The 16,893-nt window shown below is 70.9% G+C and carries 14 protein-coding genes and 1 pseudogene; 11 read left to right on the top strand and 4 right to left on the bottom strand.

The features are described from left to right. Positions 1–38: 38 nt before the first annotated feature. Positions 39–812 carry a class I SAM-dependent methyltransferase gene (locus OHA19_RS43785; RefSeq protein WP_331754645.1) on the bottom strand — a complete coding sequence of 258 codons (774 nt, stop codon included), beginning with the start codon at positions 810–812 and terminating at the stop codon, positions 39–41. Then, the gene (locus tag OHA19_RS43780; protein WP_331754644.1) at positions 809–1,600 is read right to left on the bottom strand and encodes a YdeI/OmpD-associated family protein; all 792 of its coding nucleotides are present in this window, start codon (positions 1,598–1,600) and stop codon (positions 809–811) included. Before OHA19_RS43780 ends, OHA19_RS43785 begins: the two co-directional genes overlap by 4 nt. Positions 1,601–1,907: 307 nt before the next feature. Between OHA19_RS43780 and OHA19_RS43775 the strand changes: the two genes are divergently transcribed. After that, complete coding sequence (locus OHA19_RS43775) at positions 1,908–3,245, top strand: MFS transporter (RefSeq protein ID WP_331754643.1); 1,338 nt, start codon at positions 1,908–1,910, stop codon at positions 3,243–3,245. Positions 3,246–3,558: 313 nt separating this feature from the next. Here the strand turns inward: OHA19_RS43775 and OHA19_RS43770 are convergent, their stop codons facing one another. Further along, positions 3,559–4,323 (bottom strand): helix-turn-helix domain-containing protein, encoded by a 765-nt coding sequence (locus OHA19_RS43770; protein ID WP_331750654.1) that lies wholly within the window; start codon positions 4,321–4,323, stop codon positions 3,559–3,561. 238 nt (positions 4,324–4,561) lie between these two features. Here OHA19_RS43770 and OHA19_RS43765 point away from each other — a divergent pair, with 238 nt between their 5' ends. The 4 genes from OHA19_RS43765 (at position 4,562) to OHA19_RS43750 (ending at position 8,846) form a co-directional block, all read left to right on the top strand. After that, a complete protein-coding gene (locus OHA19_RS43765) occupies positions 4,562–5,230 on the top strand; it encodes a DUF4097 family beta strand repeat-containing protein (protein WP_331748976.1) in 669 nt (222 codons plus the stop codon). A gap of 45 nt (positions 5,231–5,275) precedes the next feature. Beyond that, complete coding sequence (locus OHA19_RS43760; protein WP_331754641.1) at positions 5,276–6,175, top strand: alpha/beta hydrolase; 900 nt, start codon at positions 5,276–5,278, stop codon at positions 6,173–6,175. Positions 6,176–6,679: 504 nt separating this feature from the next. Beyond that, positions 6,680–7,996: an amidohydrolase family protein gene (locus OHA19_RS43755; protein ID WP_331754639.1), complete on the top strand. Its 1,317-nt coding sequence runs from the start codon at positions 6,680–6,682 to the stop codon at positions 7,994–7,996. Positions 7,997–8,141: 145 nt separating this feature from the next. Beyond that, a complete protein-coding gene (locus OHA19_RS43750; protein WP_331748985.1) occupies positions 8,142–8,846 on the top strand; it encodes a GntR family transcriptional regulator in 705 nt (234 codons plus the stop codon). 238 nt (positions 8,847–9,084) lie between these two features. On the opposite strand, the gene OHA19_RS43745 is transcribed toward OHA19_RS43750, so the two are convergent. Further along, entirely contained in the window at positions 9,085–10,113 is a 1,029-nt protein-coding gene (locus tag OHA19_RS43745; RefSeq protein ID WP_331748988.1) for a GlxA family transcriptional regulator, read from the bottom strand. A 284-nt stretch (positions 10,114–10,397) separates the two neighbouring features. On the opposite strand from OHA19_RS43745, the gene OHA19_RS43740 reads away from it, so the two are divergent. From OHA19_RS43740 to OHA19_RS43715, 6 genes and pseudogenes are all read left to right on the top strand, one after another. Next, positions 10,398–10,988, top strand: a complete 591-nt coding sequence (locus OHA19_RS43740; protein ID WP_331754636.1) for an isochorismatase family protein — start codon at positions 10,398–10,400, stop codon at positions 10,986–10,988. Positions 10,989–11,065: 77 nt separating this feature from the next. Beyond that, complete coding sequence (locus OHA19_RS43735; protein ID WP_405722362.1) at positions 11,066–11,938, top strand: DUF3626 domain-containing protein; 873 nt, start codon at positions 11,066–11,068, stop codon at positions 11,936–11,938. Between the two features lie 128 nt (positions 11,939–12,066). Beyond that, positions 12,067–13,296 (top strand): PQQ-binding-like beta-propeller repeat protein, encoded by a 1,230-nt coding sequence (locus OHA19_RS43730; RefSeq protein ID WP_331748998.1) that lies wholly within the window; start codon positions 12,067–12,069, stop codon positions 13,294–13,296. A 431-nt stretch (positions 13,297–13,727) separates the two neighbouring features. Further along, a complete protein-coding gene (locus OHA19_RS43725; protein ID WP_331749001.1) occupies positions 13,728–14,894 on the top strand; it encodes a DegT/DnrJ/EryC1/StrS family aminotransferase in 1,167 nt (388 codons plus the stop codon). Further along, a pseudogene (locus OHA19_RS43720) lies at positions 14,891–15,955 on the top strand (Gfo/Idh/MocA family protein); the annotation flags it as partial. The gene OHA19_RS43725 and the pseudogene OHA19_RS43720, both read left to right, overlap by 4 nt. A 54-nt stretch (positions 15,956–16,009) precedes the next feature. Next, complete coding sequence (locus tag OHA19_RS43715; RefSeq protein WP_331750657.1) at positions 16,010–16,717, top strand: HAD-IA family hydrolase; 708 nt, start codon at positions 16,010–16,012, stop codon at positions 16,715–16,717. Positions 16,718–16,893: the final 176 nt, after the last annotated feature.

The following is a 16,893-nucleotide window of genomic DNA, read 5'->3' as shown; positions in this document are numbered from 1 at the left end:
AGGCCGCGTGACCAAACAGCTTCACACCCTGGGGCTGTTCAGTCCGTGCGCTCCACGGGGACCAGCGTGAGGTAGGCCATCCCGAGCACCCCCCGGTAACCCCTCAGCCAGCTCGCCCGGTGCCGGTCGATGCGCTCGCGCGTCTGCTGGGCCAGCGGGTGGTCCGGGTGAGTGGCCAGCCACTCCTCCACATCCGACTGATAGCCGGACTCGAAGTCCTCCCACTCGTCGTTGTCGGCCGTCTCGACCCAGAGGGGCCGGAACCCGGCGGCCACCGCGACATCGACGAGTCCGGCCAGATCGTGGTGTTCGTCGGCACGGGCGTCCGGCCACATCGCAGCCAGTTCGGCGGAGGTGGGGGAGCGCTGCCAGAAACTCTCGGCGAGCAGGACCCGACCTCCGGGTGCGACGATCCTGCGCAGCGCACGCAGCGCGTCGGCACTGTGCCCGGGCGGTTCCTCGTCGCTGAGGGCGTGACTGGACCCGAGACACAGGACGAGGTCGGCGGGCCCGTGGGACGTTTCCCCGGCGGAACCCTCGACGAACTCCACACGACTGGTCAGCGCACGGGCCTCGGCATTCGCGCGTCCCCGGGCGAGGTCCTCGCCGTTGAGGTCGATGCCGATTCCGGTCGCCCCCGGCATCGCGTCGAGGACGCGGAGCATCAGCTCCCCCCAGCCACAACCGATGTCCAGGACCCGAGCAGGGGCGGCCCGGCCGAGCCTGTCGACAATCCGCGCGGCTCGCGCCTCGGAGAGCGGGCCGTGGAAGGTGAGCCGGGTCAGGCGCGGCGGAAGATCGTTCTCAGTCATGCGGCGCAGGTTAACTCCGATGGGCCCGCCACGAACACCGAGTTATCGCCCCGCCGATTCATCGCCCGCCGGGCCGTTGCGCCTGCCGAGTCGGATCGGCCGGCGTCGATACGGCCACACGCCTCGGTCCGGACCAGCAGCCCGCCATCATCCGCGACGCCGTCGCGCAGTCGAGCACCGCCCTTGCGCAACCGGGCACCGCCCTTGGCCCATTCCGTCGGATCTGGATGCGCCAGCCGGTGCAGGGCCTTGTCGAGCCGGGCCTTCCGGGTCTCCGTGGTGAGCGCCTGGAGCAACGGCAGGATCAGCTGGTAGCGCCCCGACCGGTCGAGGGCCTCGAACGCCTTCCTGGCCCCGGGATCCGCGTCGAGTGCCGCCACCAGGTCGGGCGGTGCCGTCGCCGTTCGCTGTGACTCGTACGCTGCCGCCCACCGCCCGTCCTGCTGGGCTCTGCGCACCTCGGCCAGCCCGGGCTCACGCATCCGTCCCGCGGCCGTCAGCTTCGCCACCTTGTCCACGTTCACCTGCGACCACAGGCTCCTGGGGCGGCGCGGCAGGTACTTCTGGAGGTAGTACCGCTCGTCGAGCGACCGGCGCTGTCCCGAGATCCAGCCGTAGCACAGACCGATGTCGACCATCTCGTCGTCGGTGACCGTCGCGATGCCGGACTTCTTCTTGGCCACCTTGACCCATATGCCGGTGCTGCGTGTGCCGTGCTCGGCCAGCCAGTTCTCGAACGCCTCGGCGTCCGCGAACGCGATGACCTCCACCCCGTCGATCTCGTCCATACGGCTCAGATTATCGGCCCGCGGACAGTACCGTTGGGGCCGCCCGACTTCCGGGCAGCGAATGACCCACGAGGAGCCAGGACATGCCCGGTCGCCCGAGCACGCGTTGACACCGTAGGCCGACCGGCCTGTCATCGCGTGCTGCCTCCGATGCGCGGCACAGCGAGCCTTCCCCCACCCCGGACCGTCGGCGCGGCCGTCGTACGCCGGGTGGTGGGCACCTTCTTCGGCGACCCGAGGGATTCCTGTGCCGTCCGCTTCCTCGTCCGTTCCTTTCTCCTCCGTTCCCTCCTCCTCTTCGTTCCGCGTGTCCGATGCCGGGCGTTCCGATCCGCCCGGCCTGTGGCGGGACGCTGATTTCCGCAGACTCTGGGCAGGCCAGACGGCTTCCCAACTCGGCGAACACGCAAGCCTGGTGATCCTGCCGCTGATCGCCGTTCCGACCCTCGACGCCGACGCGGGCCGGCTGGGCTGCCTCCGCGCGGTGGGGCAGCTGCCGATCCTGCTCTTCTCGCTCCTGGTCGGCGCGTGGGTGGACAGATGGCGGACCCGTACGGTCATGGTCCTGGCCGATCTCGGCCGGGCCGTGGCGCTGGGAGCGGTCGCGGTGGCCGGTCTCCTGGGCCTGTTGGGGCTGCCGGTTCTGTTCGTGGGAGCCTTCGCCGTCGGGACCCTGTCCGTGTTCTTCGACGTGGCCTACCAGGCGTCCCTCGTACGGTTGGTGGGACGCGATCGGCTGGTACGCGGCAACAGCGCGCTGGAGGGCAGCCGTTCCGCGGCCCAGACCGGCGGCCCCGCCCTCGGCGGCATGCTGGTCTCCCTGCTTTCGGCGCCGGTCGCCGCCGCCTCCGGCGCGCTGTTCTTCGCGCTGTCGTTCCTCTCGATCCAGCGGATCCGCCGCCACGAACCCGCCCCGCAGCACCTGGCACGTCCCCCTCGGGTCCGGCGGCGGATCGGCGAGGGGCTCCGCTTCGTCGTCGGCGATCCCGTGCTGCGGACGGTGGGACTCGCCTCGGCCGCCTTCCAGTTCTCCTTCGCCGCGATGATGACCGTCCATCTGCTCTTCCTGACCCGCGAACTCCACCTCTCGGGCACCGCCGTCGGGGTGGCGCTCGCGGCGACGGGACCGGGGGCGCTGCTGGGCTCGCTGCTCGCCGCCCGGCTGCCGGCCCGGTTCGGCCACGGCGCGGTGCTCGTGTCGGCGGCGGTACTCGGCGACGGCGTGCTGCTGTGTGTGCCCGCGCTGCATGGCCCCGCCACGGTGACGGTCCCTTCGCTCATCGCGGTCAACCTCGTGTTCGGAGCTTTCGGCCAGTTGGTGAACGTCACGGTCATGGCCGTCCGGCAGGCCGTCACCCCGGACGGGATGCAAGGCCGCGTGGCCGCGACGATCACCTTCGCCGGCATGGGCCTCACTCCGGTCGGCTCGCTGCTCGGCGGCCTCCTCGCGCAGGAGTGGGCGCCGCGCACCGCCCTCCTGGTGACGGCCGCGGGGCTGATGGTGTCCCCCGCCCTGATGGCCCTGTCCCCGCTCGCCCGCCTGGGCCGGACCCTTCCGGCCCCGCACACGCACCGTTCAGGACCGGACGGCGGCGGGGGAGGCGACGGGGGCGGGGACGGCGGATCGGTCGGCGTCCGTCCGTAGCGGGCCGGCCCGCGCCCTCACGACGGCGCAGCGCCCCGAACGGGGGAGTGTCGGGGCGCTGCTGCATGTGGTGTGCGGCTGCTGCGCGAACGCGTGGCACCGCCGCGTCGTTCCGATCACATACCGCACATTGCGACTGCTGCCGGGGGCGGCGGCCGGTCTGCCCACAGCTTCGACCCTCGTGCTGCCGTTCCGCTGATGTTCGGCTGATGTACCACTGACGCCCCCGCCGACACCCTCGCCGCCGTCCGCCCCGCCACTCCGTCGATGTCCCGACGGCCTGACGGGGTGGCAGGGCGGACCCGGCAGCTGCTCATCCGCGGTCCGAATGTTCCGAATGTGGTGTGGCCGCGCCGCCCGAAGCCGTCTCGGGATTCGTGTAGAGGATCTCGCGGGCCTGCTCCGCGGCGCGGGCGATGCTCTCGCCGACGAAGTCGACGAAGCGGGCGATGTTCTCCAGGCGGACGGCGGCCGGGGTGTCGGGGCCGAGGACGCCGACACCCTGCCGGGCGGTCAGGGCCAGCTGGGCGTTGGCCCGGGCGGCGGCGATCATCGACCGGTACCAGACCTCGTCGTCGACGAGGTAGCGCTCGCGGCGGCGTTCGTCCCGTTCGCGGCTGATGAGGCCCTGGCTTTCGAGGTACGCCATCGCTTTGGAGATGGACGCCGGGCTGACCTGGAGGCGCTGGACGAGTTCGGCCGCGGTGAGGCTGCCCGCGTCGCTGGTGATCAGGCAGGTCAGCACCCGGGCCATCATCTGGGGCAGGCCCTGCTGCATCAGGAGGGTGGTGAACACCTCCTCGTACTCGCGCACGGCCTCGGCGTCCCGTCCGTGGGCCTGCTCGGGCGTCCGCGGTCCACGAGGGGCGGCCTGCCTGCGCCGGTGGGCGCGGCGTTCGGTGGCGCGGTGGGCCAGGTCGGCGCGGTACGCGGTGGGGCCGCCGTTGCGCATCACCTCGCGCGTGATCGTCGAGGTGGGGCGGTCCAGACGCCTGGCGATCTCGGCGTAGGCGAGCCCGTCGGCCACCCCCAGCGCGATCTGCTGGCGTTCCTGCTGGGTGAGTCTGCCTCCCGGCACCACGATCTCCCTTCGCTTCCTCTGTACCTCCAGCATAGCGTTCACTCTCCATCCAATGCAACGGGTGAGGTGGTCGACGTTGCATTAAAAGTAGAATCGTTGCAACGATATTATGCCTCTGAGCTGCGATGATGATGGTTGAGTGCAACACGCTTGTTGCTCGATCATTGAATGCAACGTAGCGTTTGCGATGTCAGAAACAAGGAACGCAAAACGATGAACGCAAGAGGAGAGCACGATGCAGAACTTCGACACCGCCACCCCGATCTCCGCCGTCCTGGACATCCCCGCCGGGCGCGTGCAGGTCATCGCCGCCGACCGGGCCGACACCACCGTCGAGGTCCTGCCGGCGAACGCCTCGAAGAGCCGCGACGTGAAGGCTGCGGGGCGGGCCGAGGTCGCCTATGCCGATGGCGTCCTGCGGATCGCGGCCCCGGCGGCTGAGAGCCAGTACTTCGGACCCTCCGGATCCATCGAGGTCACCGTCCAGCTGCCGGCCGGATCCCGGGTCGAGGTCAAGTCGTCCTGCGCCGAATTCCGGGGCGTCGGACGGTTCGGCGACATCGCCTTCGAGGGCGCGCAGGGCGCGATCAAGGTCGACGAGGCCGCAGGCGTCCGCGTCACCACCTCCGGTGGCGACGTCTCGATCGGCCGGCTGGGCGGCCCGGCGGAGATCAGCACCGGACGGGGCGACATCCGGATCGCCGAGGCCGTGCGCGGCGCGGTCGTGCTGCGTACCCAGATGGGCGACGTGTCGGTCGGCGCCGCTGCCGGGGTCTCGGCCTCCCTGGACGCCGGTACCGGTTACGGCCGGATCCACAACGCGCTGAAGAACGCCGACGGTGACGTCGGTCTGAACATCCACGCGACCACCGACCACGGCGACATCGACGCCCGCAGCCTCTGAAAGCACCGTCCCCGATCCACTTCCGGCCCCGGAGAAAGAGGAACCATGACCACCATCGAGCAATCCGCCTGGACCGGCATGGTGCCGGTGGACGACACAGCCCTGGCCGTCACCGACACCGGCGGTCCCGGAATCCCCGTGCTCTACCTCAACGGTCAGTTCGCCACTCAGGGGTACTGGCGGCGGACCATCGCCGAACTGGGCACGGGATGGCGGCACATCACCTACGACGAGCGGGCTCGCGGCAGGAAATCGAAGCGTTCGGCGGACTACTCCTTCGCCGCCGCCGTACGGGACGTCGATGCCGTTCTCGCGGCCAGGGGGGTGGACCGGGCGCTGGTGGTGGGCTGGTCCTACGGAGCGGTCGTCGCGGCGCACTGGGCCGGCCGGAATCCGGACCGAGCCCTGGGCGCGGTCCTGGTCGACGGCGCCTTCCCGCACGACTGGCTCGACGAGGCCATGGAGCAGCGGATCCGGAAGCTGTTCCGGCGGATGGGCTGGTTCACACCGCTGCTGCGCCCGACGGGCCTGACCCCGCGGATGACCCCCGAGCAGCAGGCGAACAGCAACATCGAGCTCGGCAGGCTCTCCCGCGAGCGCGAGCTGGGCCCCGTGCTGGACGGCATCACCGTTCCGGTGCGGTACGTGGTCGCTTCGGGTACGTCACTGGGAAGCCGCGGTGACGAGCAGGAGCGGATTCGTGCCGGCCTCGACGGGGTGACCGCCCGCAACCCGAACATCAGGGTCAGCGCGAAGGTCGCCAGCAACCATGGTGCGATCCTGAAGAAGGACTTCCTGGCCATCGCCGAGGCCGTACGAGAGACCGAGGCCGCACGCGAGCCGGCGGCCACGCGCGATACCCAGGCCGTACGGGAGACCGAGGCCGCACGTGGGACAGCGGCCGCCGACGGCCAGGGGGCGAGCGGCCGGTCCACGACACCCTGACCGGTTCCGCGGCCGCTCGGGGCGTACGTACCCGGGTGGCCCGCCGGGCCAGGGCCAACAGGCCGGGCGTCGCCGACGTGCCGACGGCCGCCCAGGTGATCGCCACCGGAGAGGCCAACAGGCCGGGGGTAGCGGCAGTAGCCGCAGCGGAGCGGCAGCAACCACAGGGCCGTGCCGACGCGCGCGTCCGCGAATGGAAGCGCCGACGGACCACCTCGTCGGTGCCGAAGGTCCGGCCCGTTCCGGGCGGCCCTGCTTCGGGGCGAAATATTCGTATACCAATGTCTGTGAGGCGAGAGATTCGCGAGGTGAATTCCGGACGAATGCTGCGATGGCCTCCCCCGGGCCTTGTTCGGCCTACCGTCTTGGTATACAAACTGGATCCGTTCGCATCGAACGGACGAGGAGCAGCGCCCGCCGGGAGATCCCTGCGGCACTGCCCCGTCGTACTGCTGTCCCGTGTCCCGCTTGTACCGCTGTCCCGTACCAAGCCGAAGGAGTCCCATGACGCCCCCTCCCACCCCGCCGTCCCGACGTGGTGTCCTCGCGGGTGCCGCATCCCTGGCGGGCGCCGGTGTCGCCATGTCCGCGGGCATCCCGTCGGCCGTGGCCGACTCCCGCGGCGATGCGCGCCGTGAGCCCCGGAACGTGGTGGTCTTCCGCGACGTGCGGCCCATGGGCGCGGCGAAGCCGGTCGACCTCACGGTCGTCGACGGTCGCATCGCCCGTGACCGGGCCTCCAGGGGTGCCAAGGTGATCGACGGCGGCGGGCGCATCGCCCTGCCTGCCCTGGTCGACGCGCACATCCACCCCGACAAGACGACGTGGGGCGGTGAGTGGGTGTCGCGCAAGCCGGCCGACACCATCGCCGAACTCGCCCAGCAGGACGCGGAGTTGTTCCGCAGTCAGCGTCGCCCGGTGTCCGAGCGCGCGTACGCGCTCATGTCGCACGCCGTGACCCGCGGCACGCGCGCCATGCGGGCGCACGCCGACATCGCCCCGGCCTACGGCCTGGCCTCCGTGGAAGGCGTGGCGCAGGCGCGCGAGCGGCTCAAGCACGCGCTCGACGTGCAGATCGTGGCCTTCCCCCAGCACGGCGTCATCCGTACCCCCGGCACCGCGGAACTGCTCACGGAGGCCGCCCGCAGCGGACTCATCGACATGGTCGGCGGACTCGACCCGATCAGCTTCGACCACGCCATGGACGAGCAGCTGGACCTGCTCTTCGGTCTCGCGGACCGGTACGGCGTCGGCGTCGACATCCACCTCCACGACCGGGGCGAGAACGGCACGACGGTGCTGCGCGCCATCATCGACCGCACCAGGGCCCTGTCCCTGAAGGGCAAGGTGACCGTCAGTCACGTCTTCTGCCTGCCCGGTCTCTCCGACGCCGAACTGGCGAGGACCGCCGCGGACCTGAGCGATCTGGACATCGCCCTGACCACCGTGGCGCCGAGCGCGTCGCTGGTCCTGCCGATCGAGAAGCTGCGCGAGCACGGCGTACGCGTCGGGCTCGGCTCGGACGGGGTGCGCGACTCCTGGAGCCCCTTCGGCAACGCGGACATGTTCCACCGGACGCACCTGCTCGGCTGGGTCACGGATGTGCGCCTCGACAAGGAGCTGTCCGCCTGTTACGAAGCCGGCGCGCACGGCGGTGCCGATGTCATGCGGCTGCCCCGCGCCGACCTCTCCCCGGGCTCGCCGGCCGACTTCGTCCTGGTCCGCGCCGAGTGCCTGCCGCAGGTCGTGGTGGACATGCCCGCGCGCGACATGGTGGTGCACGGTGGACGCGTGGTCGCCCGCGACGGCCGACTGGTCTGACGGATCCCGGTGACCCCGGTGACCCCGGTGACCCCGGTGACCCCGGTGACCCCGGTGGCGCCCCGTCGCCCCAGCGCACGCATAAGGTGACGGGACGCCCCGGGTCAGGCCGGGGCGCCGGGAAGGCACAGGGAGGACGGCACACGTGACGGCAGGTACCGGCCGGAAGGGCGACGGGGAACAACCGTCCGCCCCGGCGACGCGCACCCCGTTGAGCGAGGTCGCGCGCCGGGCCGTCAGGGATCGCATCATCGACGGCAGTTATGCCCAGGGCACCCGGGTGGTGGAGCGCGAGATCGCCCAGGACCTCCAGATGTCCCGGGTGCCGGTGCGCGAGGCGCTGCGGGCCCTGGTGGAGGAAGGGCTGCTCGACCTGTTGCCGCACAGCGGCGTGCGGGTGCGCCGGCTGGAGCGCGCCGAGGTGGAGCACCTGTACGACGTGTGGGAGCCGCTGGCCATCCAGGCGTCCCGCCTCGCCGCCCGCCGCGTCGCCCTGGCCGCACCCGGTGAGCCCGGCGCCCTGGCGGAGCTGCGGACCGCACTGGAAAAGGCGGAGGCGGCCGCCACCGCCGGGGACCGGACTCGGGAGAACAGCGCCGGGACCGCCTTCCACGACGGGATCGTGACCCTCGCCGACAACCCGCTGCTGGCCCAGCTCATGCAGCGGCTGAACGGTCAGCTGCGACTGCTCTTCGGCCTGAACACGGAACCCGCCCCCATGCGTGCCCAACACGGTGATATGTACGAACGCATCGCCGCGGGAGACGCCGACGCGGCGGCGGCGATCACCCTCCTCCACGTGCGCAAGAGCCGGGAGCTCGCACTGCGCGCGGTGACGGACACGGCGTAGATCCTCGGCTCATCAGGCCCGCACACGGGCCCAAGTGTGTCGCGAAACGGTGACGGCAGGACCATGGCCCGTGGACTCGTAGCAGGGTGATGCCGCAACACACATCTGCGGCGGGCACACCCCCGGCGCGAGCGACCGCTGCACGCTGGACGACCTGGAGCGGGCGGGCAACGGCGGTGTGCTCGCGACCGTTCGTCCTCGTTGTGCGTCATGCACGTCAACCTATCGGGGACGGCTCTCAGCTCTTCCGTCCTGGGCCGCCCCGTGGCGCCAGGTCATCGGTGCCGGCCCGGAACCGGAGCCGGTACTCCGTCGGTGTGGTGTCCAGCTTCCGGCGGAACGCTCGGATGAGGGTGTCGGTCGTGCCGAACCCGCAGGTGGACGCGATGCGTTCCAGGGTGGCGTCGGTGGATTCCAGCTGGTTGCGTGCCCGTTCGACGCGGACCGATTCGACGTACGAGCTCGGGGTCATGCCGAGCTCGGCCTTGAAGATCCGGGTGAGCTGCCGCTCGCCGACATGGGCGTGCGCGGCGAGCTCCGCGACGGTGAGCGGTGCGCCGACATTGCCCATGATGTGGTGACGGAGGTCCTCGATGCGCCGGGTCGTGGAGACCGGTTCGAGGGGAACGCTGAACTGACTTTGTCCGCTCGGCCGCTTCAGATACATCACGAGCTGCCGGGCGACGCGCAGCGCGACGGTCTCCCCGAAGTCGTCGGCGACGAGGGCGAGCGACAGGTCGAGACAGGCGCTGATGCCCGCACCGGTCCACACGTCGCCTTCGCGGATGAAGATCGGGTCCGCGTCGACCTCGACCTCGGGGTGGTCGGCGGCGAGTTGTTGCGCGGTCGACCAGTGGGTGGTGGCGCGCTTGCCGTCGAGCAGTCCGGCGGCGGCGAGGATGTGTGCTCCGACGCAGACGGATGTGACCCTCCGCGTTCCGGCGGCGAGTCTCTTCACCCAGCCGACCACGACGGGATCGGTGAGGGCGTGAACCCGGCGCCGGTCGTCCACCTCCACCGACCCGGGCACCAGGAGGGTGTCGATGTTCCTCGCGGCCGCCCGCTCGAAGCTGGTGTCCGGGAGGATGCGCACGCCGGCGGAGGTGGTGACGGGGTCCATGGTCTCGGCGGCGAGAACGACGGTGTAGCCCGACTCGTCGTCCGTCTCGCGTCGCAGAAGGGCGAAGACCTCCGGTGGTCCGGTGACGTCGAGCAGGTCGACACCTTCGAAGAGGACGATGACGACGAGTCGTTCGACGGCGCTCATGGGGTCTCCGCGTTCATGGGTCTCTCGGCGTTCATGGTCTCTCGGCGTTCATGCGGTCCCGGCGTTCGCGGGGGTCTCCGCCCGGTGGGCAGCCGCGTCGCGATGTCGGTATCTGCATGTTAGATGGCATTGCCGACACGCCCTGGCCGACCGTAGCGTTCTGGAGACAGCTCACCGCGTGGGTGGGCGACGAATCCTGGCTCGATGCGCGGCACGCAGCGCGGCACAAGACGTGGCGTGCAAGGCGGCACGCAGCGCGGCACAAGACCTGAGGCGGCAATTCCATGGCTACGACGACTCTGCGCGAACTCAACGGCTTCGACGAGACACCCGCGTCGCTCGCCGATTCGACCCTGATCCTGGTCGACTACCAGAACACCTACGTCGGTGGCGTGATGGAGCTGGAGGGCTGGCAGACCGCGCTCGACTCGGCCGCCGCGCTGCTGGGCAGGGCCCGCGCGGCGGGCACGAAGGTCATCCATGTCATCAACGACGGCGGCGAGGGCACTCCCTACGACATCCGGGCGGAGATCGGCCGGATCCACCAGAGCGTGGCGCCCGTCGAGGGCGAGCCCGTAGTCGTGAAGAAGGCCCCGAACGCCTTCGTCGACACCGACCTGGCCGAGCACGTCGACGCCGCCGGCAACAAGGACGTCATCGTCGCGGGCTTCATGACGCACATGTGCGTGACGTTCACCACGGAGGGCGCGTTCCTGCGAGGAAACCGGCCCACGGTGGTCGCCGACGCCTGCGCGACGCGCCCGCTGCGTTCGGCGGGCACCGAGCTGACGGCCGACCAGATCCATCACAGCGCGCTCGCCACGATCTCCGACCTCTACGGGGTCGTCGTCGAGTCCGGGAAGTCCCTGACCTGAGCTCCGGGGCCGGTCCGCGGTGCCGGCCATGGGGAATCCAGGTGTGCCGGTCGAGCGGCCCGGGAGACACTGCGCGGATGAGCTCCGACGCGCCCTGCACGCCGCAGACAATGGCCATCCGTCACGTCGCGGAGTTTGCGTCGGGTCCTCCGCTGGACCCGGCGCTGCGGGTGACCCTCAACTTCCACCCGGACCGCCTGCTGCACGGCAGGCCGATCCTCGAAGCCCTGGCCGAAGACGGTGTCTACAGCTCCCAGTTCGTCACGGGGACCAGCAACGGCGGACTGACCGCTCATCCCGGTGGGGACCGGTGGCGCTGGGAGAGCAGGATCTTCGGTGGGGCGTACGACGCGGCATCCGCTCCTGAGCGACCCGTGTACGGGGCGTTGAACTTCCGCCGCAAGCCGGTCGGAGGTGCGCCGCGGTTCGGCTCCGCGCACTTCCGGCTGACCGCGCGGACACTGGCGCGGACCACGTTCTGCTACCCGGACAGCTTCCTCGAACCCTCGGACTTCGGGGTCGCGGCCCGCATGGGGCTCATCGACCTCGCCCTGGGCGACAGCCAGGACGACCTCGACGACTACATCGAGGCCCAGGTGCACGGACCGGTCCTGCTGGACCGGCATGTGGAGGCGCTGGTCCTGGACCCGTGCTACCGAGGCACGGCTGTCGAGGCCGCGGCACGCCGTCTCGGCTGCCCCGTCGAGTGGCACCCGGGTTTCCGCCTCGGGACCGAGACGCTTCGCCTCCACCCCGGCTACCGGGGTCGGGAGTACGTCGAACTGGGCACACGGATCGCCGTCGGTGGCGTACTCGATCCTCGTCTCGTCGGAGACGCGGCACGCGACAGCCACCACGACCCACAGGCGGTCAAGAAGGTGTGGCACTGCCTGGCGCGCTTCGGGGCGCCCGGGAACGGCGGTGCGGGTGGCGCGACGGTTGCCCTGTGACGAGATCTTCACGGCTGTGTCCCGGCTGTGTGCCATCCGGCAGTCGGCCGAAAATCGATGGTTAGCCTGGCGACGCTCAAGGGGTCCCTGGGGGACGTCGGAACAGTTGGACGGAAGTGGGAACAGGCATGGGCAGTCGTGACGGACACGTGGTGTCGCGCAGGCGGATACTCAGGCTGGCCGGGACCGGGCTGGGGCTGGCCGTGTTCGGGGCCGTTGTCGTGGGGTGCGGCCCCGAGGAGGAAGCGGATGTCCCGGGCGGCGGTTCGAAGCCGGGCGGGGGCAGGAGCGGTGACACTTTCACCACCCCGCCGCCGGGCACCGCGCCCGAGCCGCTGTGGCGGGCGGCTGCCGCGAACACCAGCCTGTCCGGCAACGAAGCGCTCGCGGTGATCGGGAACGTGGCCCTGGTGTCGGGCGACCCGCTGGTGGGACGGGACATGGTCAGCGGCAAGGAGAAGTGGTCGCGCCGCGGCGTCACCACACCCGGTGCCAAGCTCATCCTCGGCGGCGGCACGCTCTACCTCGCCAGCGCCGAGTACGACGGCGACGTGGTCGGACTGGATCCGGCCACCGGCAAGGAGACCTGGCGCAGCCGCCTGGGCAAGCAGTACGAGCAGCCGCGCCCGATCGCGGCCGACGACCGCCATGTGTACGTACTCGCCGGCATCCTGGAGAAGGACTTCACGACGCCGAACAACGTGATCGCCGCGATCGACACCACGTCCGGCAAGATCGCCTGGAGCGAGCAGCGCGATGCGGGGACCGAGGAGTTCGGAATTACCGCCGCGGCCGTCGACGGGCGCCTGGTCTACACCGACTACCGGGAGAACGTGACCGTCCGCGACACGGCGACCGGCCGGCAGGTGTGGACGAAGAAGATCAGCCGGTCCAACAACCGTCGCTTCGCCGTGCACAAGGACCTGGTGATCGTCGCGGACGGCCGACGGCTGCGGGCCTTCGAGCTGGCCGGGGGCAAGGAACGCTGGTCGCTCCGGACGGAGGAGTTCAGCTCGTTCAACGACCCGCACGTCCTGGACGGGGTGCTCTACGCGGCCGACAGCGCGCGCGGCATGTGGGCGGTGGATCCCGGTACGGGAAAGCAGCTCTGGCACAACGAGGACCTGCGGGAATCGGCGACGCAGGCGTGGCAGTTCGCCAAGGTGAAGGGCGTCCTGTACGGCGCGACCGAGTTCGACGAGGACGGCGGCGTGCACTCCTTCGACGCGGCGACCGGGAAGCTGCGCTGGACCTACAACGACAAGACCGGCGACATCCAGCAGTGGTACGTGGTGGCGGGGGGCGACCGGCTGGCCGTGATGCACGGGAAGCGGATCTACGCGCTCCCCGCCGTGTGATCCGGACACCCCGGAGCGGAATCCACGCCGCCACTCGGCCGGGCATGCGCTTCGGGGCCGAGCCCACGCCGCCACCCGGCCGGACTCACCCCTCCGGTGCTCGGCGGCCACCACGGGGAATGGGCCCGGACCGCGACGGGGGGACGCGGACCGGGCCGTGCCACGGGTCGTCGCGGCGGGCGGGGGGAAGCGCGCGGCGGCGACCTGTCTGAATATTAGGGCGGCGTGCAGAATTGAGAACCCCTATGAATTCCGGTGTGCCCCCTGTCCGTCGAATGGCGGACAGGGGGTCCTTTTCGGAATGTCGTCGACTTTCGTCGCGAGTTCTCATTGAGGGGGGTTCTAGGGGGTAATCGAGGGGGGTGGGCGATTCTTTTCCTGGGATAGCTTCGGGCTCAAGTGAAGTGAATCCGTGAGGAAGTGTGGAGATCATGACCGGTCGTTCACCGCAGACGTTTGAATTCCCCGCCTGGCCCCAGTTCGACGACACCGAGCGGACGGGGCTGCAACGCGCGCTGGAACAGGGCCAGTGGTGGCGGATCGGGGGCAGCGAGGTCGAGACCTTCGAGCGGGAGTTCGCCGAGTACCACGGCGCTCCCTACGCGCTCGCGGTGACCAACGGCACGCACGCCCTGGAGCTCGCGCTGCAGGTGCTCGGAGTCGGCCCGGGAACCGAAGTCATCGTCCCCGCCTTCACATTCATCTCGTCCTCGCAGGCGGCGCAGCGGCTGGGGGCCGTCGCCGTCCCCGTCGACGTCGACCTGGACACCTACTGCCTCGACCCGGCTGCCGTCGAGGCGGCCATCACCCCCCGGACCCGGGCCATCATGCCGGTGCACATGGCCGGGCACTTCGCCGACATGGACGCTCTGCAGAAGCTGTCGGCCAACTCCGGCGTGCCGCTGATCCAGGACGCCGCGCACGCCCACGGCGCGCAGTGGCGCGGGCAGAAGGTCGGCGAGCTCGGCTCCGTCGCCGCCTTCAGCTTCCAGAACGGCAAGCTGATGACCGCGGGCGAGGGTGGCGCGGTGCTCTTCCCCGACGCCGAGCAGTACGAGGCCGCGTTCCTGCGGCACAGCTGCGGGCGACCGCGCACCGACCGCAAGTACTTCCACGGCACATCCGGGTCGAACTTCCGCATGAACGAGTTCACGGCTTCGGTGCTGCGCGCCCAACTGGCCCGCCTGGGCGGCCAGATCGACACGCGCGAGCAGCGGTGGCCGCTCCTGGAGAGCCTGCTCGCCGAGATACCGGGCGTCGTGCCGCAGTCCAGGGACGAGCGCAACGACCGCAACCCGCACTACATGGCCATGTTCCGGGTCCCCGAGCTCGGCGAGGAGCGGCGCAACGCCCTCGTGGACACCCTGATCGAGCGCGGCCTGCCGGCCTTCGTCGGCTTCCGCGCCGTCTACCGCAGCGACGGGTTCTGGGAGACCAACGCCCCGGACCTCTCGGTGGACGAGCTGGCCCGCCGGTGCCCGAACTCCGAGGCCCTCACGCGGGACTCCATCTGGCTGCACCACCGCACCCTGCTCGGCACCGAACAGCAGATGCACGACATCGCGTCGGTGATCGCCGAGACCGTGGCCACGGCATGAGCGAGCGGCCGACCGGGGGGCCGGCGGGCGGGAGGCCCGTACGCACGGTGGTGGTCGGTCTCGGCTGGGCGGGCCGGTCGATCTGGCTGCCCAGGCTCGTCGAGCACCCGTCCTACGAAGTCACCGCCGTAGTGGACCCGGCAGTCGAAGGCCCCGAGCACCGAGGCGTCCCGCTGCTCACGGACGTCGTGGAGCTCGCCCCGGACTCCGTGGACCTCGCGGTCGTCGCGGTGCCCAACCATCTGCACGCCGACATCGCGGAGAAGCTGCTGGCCAAGGGCATATCCGTATTCGTGGAGAAGCCGGTGTGCCTCACCTCCGAGGAGGCGGACCGGCTGGCCGCCGCCGAACGCGAGGGCGGTGCCGTCCTGCTGGCCGGCAGTGCGGCCCGCTTCCGCGCCGACATCGGCGCCCTGTACGAACAGGCTCGCTCCGTGGGGCGCGTCCGCCACATCGACGCGTCCTGGGTCAGGGCGCGCGGAGTGCCGGACGCGGGCGGCTGGTTCACCCAGGCCCAGCTCTCGGGCGGCGGTGCGCTGGTGGACCTCGGCTGGCACCTGCTCGATGCCGTCTCGCCGCTGCTCGGCGCCGCCGCGGTCGAGCAGGTCTCCGGCACGGTCTCCGGCGACTTTGTCAACAGCTCCACCGCACAGGCCCGTTGGCGCAACGACGACGAGTCGCACGGCGCACCGGAGGTGGCCGCCGACGTCGAGGACACCGCGCGCGGATTCCTCGTCACGGAGGACGGCCTATCCGTCTCGCTGCGCGCGAGCTGGGCCTCGCACGAGCCGCTCGACGTCACGCTCATCCGTGTGGAGGGCAGCGAGGGCACCGCGACACTTCGCTGCACCTTCGGCTTCAGCCCGAACCGCCACGACGGATCGGCCCTCACACACACCCGCGACGGCGAGATCACCGAGGTGCCCGTCGTACACGACCCGATCGGCGCCGAGTACGGCCGGCAGCTCGACGCGCTCCCGGCCGAGCTGGCCGACCCGGACAGCAGAGGCCGGGCCGTCGCCGAGGCCCGCAGGACCATCGGGGTCATCGAGCGCCTCTACGCCTCGGCCCGCGGACACGTCGCCCGGCAGCACGCGACAACGAGGGAGCACCGCATGTACCCGAGCCTCACCGGCCTCGCCCAGGACACCACGACCGTGACCAGCGCACCCCTGGAACACCCCAAGAGTGTCGTGGTCTTCGACCTCGACGGGGTCATCGTGGACAGCACCGCGGTGATGCGCAAGGCGTTCTCGATCGCCTACGCGGAGGTCGTGGGCGAGGGCCCGGCGCCGTTCGAGGAGTACAACCGTCACCTGGGCCGCTACTTCCCCGACATCATGCGGATCATGGACCTCCCGCTGGAGATGGAGGAGCCCTTCGTCCGCGAGAGCTACCGCATGGCCCACCTGGTCCCGATGTTCGACGGGATCCCCGAGCTGCTGCGCACCCTGCGGGAGCGGGGCTTCCGGCTCGCCGTGGCCACGGGCAAGAGCGGTCCCCGGGCCCGTTCGCTGCTCCAGCAGCTCGGCGTCCTCGACCTGTTCGACCACGTCATCGGCTCCGACGAGATCGCCCACCCCAAGCCCGCACCGGACATCGTGCTGCACGCCCTCGACCTGCTGGGCGCCGAGGCACGCAGTGCGATGATGGTCGGCGACGCCGTGACCGACCTGGCCAGCGCCCGTGGCGCCGACGTGGCGGCCGTCGCGGTCCTGTGGGGCGAGAGCGACGCGGCCGCCCTGCTGGCCGCCGGGCCCGACGCCGTGCTGCGCGAGCCCGCAGATCTGCTCGCTCTGTGCCCGGCGGTCGCCACCTGCTGACCGCACCGCAAGCAGGGCCCGGCCGTCCACGACGGCCGGGCCCTGAGGGCTGTCCCGTAATCCCTGGCGGGTGTGCGACGACAGCCACTTCCCCAAGCTCTCGGCTGCGCTCGAGCAGGGGAGACCCCATCCCTCGCCGCGTTGTCGGAACGCCCGAACACATCCAGTATTCGGGC

The sequence above is a fragment of the Streptomyces sp. NBC_00012 genome (assembly GCF_045040875.1).
Taxonomy (GTDB): Bacteria; Actinomycetota; Actinomycetes; order Streptomycetales; family Streptomycetaceae; genus Streptomyces.
Note: the sequence above shows the minus strand (reverse complement) of the source record. Positions and strands in the feature narration are given on the sequence as shown.

Coding starts and splice junctions, on each gene's coding strand:
- OHA19_RS43785 (WP_331754645.1), bottom strand. CDS start 812: ATGACTGAGAACGATCTTCCGCCGCGCCTGACCCGGCTCACCTTCCAC.
- OHA19_RS43780 (WP_331754644.1), bottom strand. CDS start 1,600: ATGGACGAGATCGACGGGGTGGAGGTCATCGCGTTCGCGGACGCCGAG.
- OHA19_RS43765 (WP_331748976.1), top strand. CDS start 4,562: ATGCAGAACTTCGACACCGCCACCCCGATCTCCGCCGTCCTGGACATC.
- OHA19_RS43760 (WP_331754641.1), top strand. CDS start 5,276: ATGACCACCATCGAGCAATCCGCCTGGACCGGCATGGTGCCGGTGGAC.
- OHA19_RS43755 (WP_331754639.1), top strand. CDS start 6,680: ATGACGCCCCCTCCCACCCCGCCGTCCCGACGTGGTGTCCTCGCGGGT.
- OHA19_RS43745 (WP_331748988.1), bottom strand. CDS start 10,113: ATGAGCGCCGTCGAACGACTCGTCGTCATCGTCCTCTTCGAAGGTGTC.
- OHA19_RS43740 (WP_331754636.1), top strand. CDS start 10,398: ATGGCTACGACGACTCTGCGCGAACTCAACGGCTTCGACGAGACACCC.
- OHA19_RS43735 (WP_405722362.1), top strand. CDS start 11,066: ATGAGCTCCGACGCGCCCTGCACGCCGCAGACAATGGCCATCCGTCAC.
- OHA19_RS43730 (WP_331748998.1), top strand. CDS start 12,067: ATGGGCAGTCGTGACGGACACGTGGTGTCGCGCAGGCGGATACTCAGG.
- OHA19_RS43725 (WP_331749001.1), top strand. CDS start 13,728: ATGACCGGTCGTTCACCGCAGACGTTTGAATTCCCCGCCTGGCCCCAG.
- OHA19_RS43715 (WP_331750657.1), top strand. CDS start 16,010: ATGTACCCGAGCCTCACCGGCCTCGCCCAGGACACCACGACCGTGACC.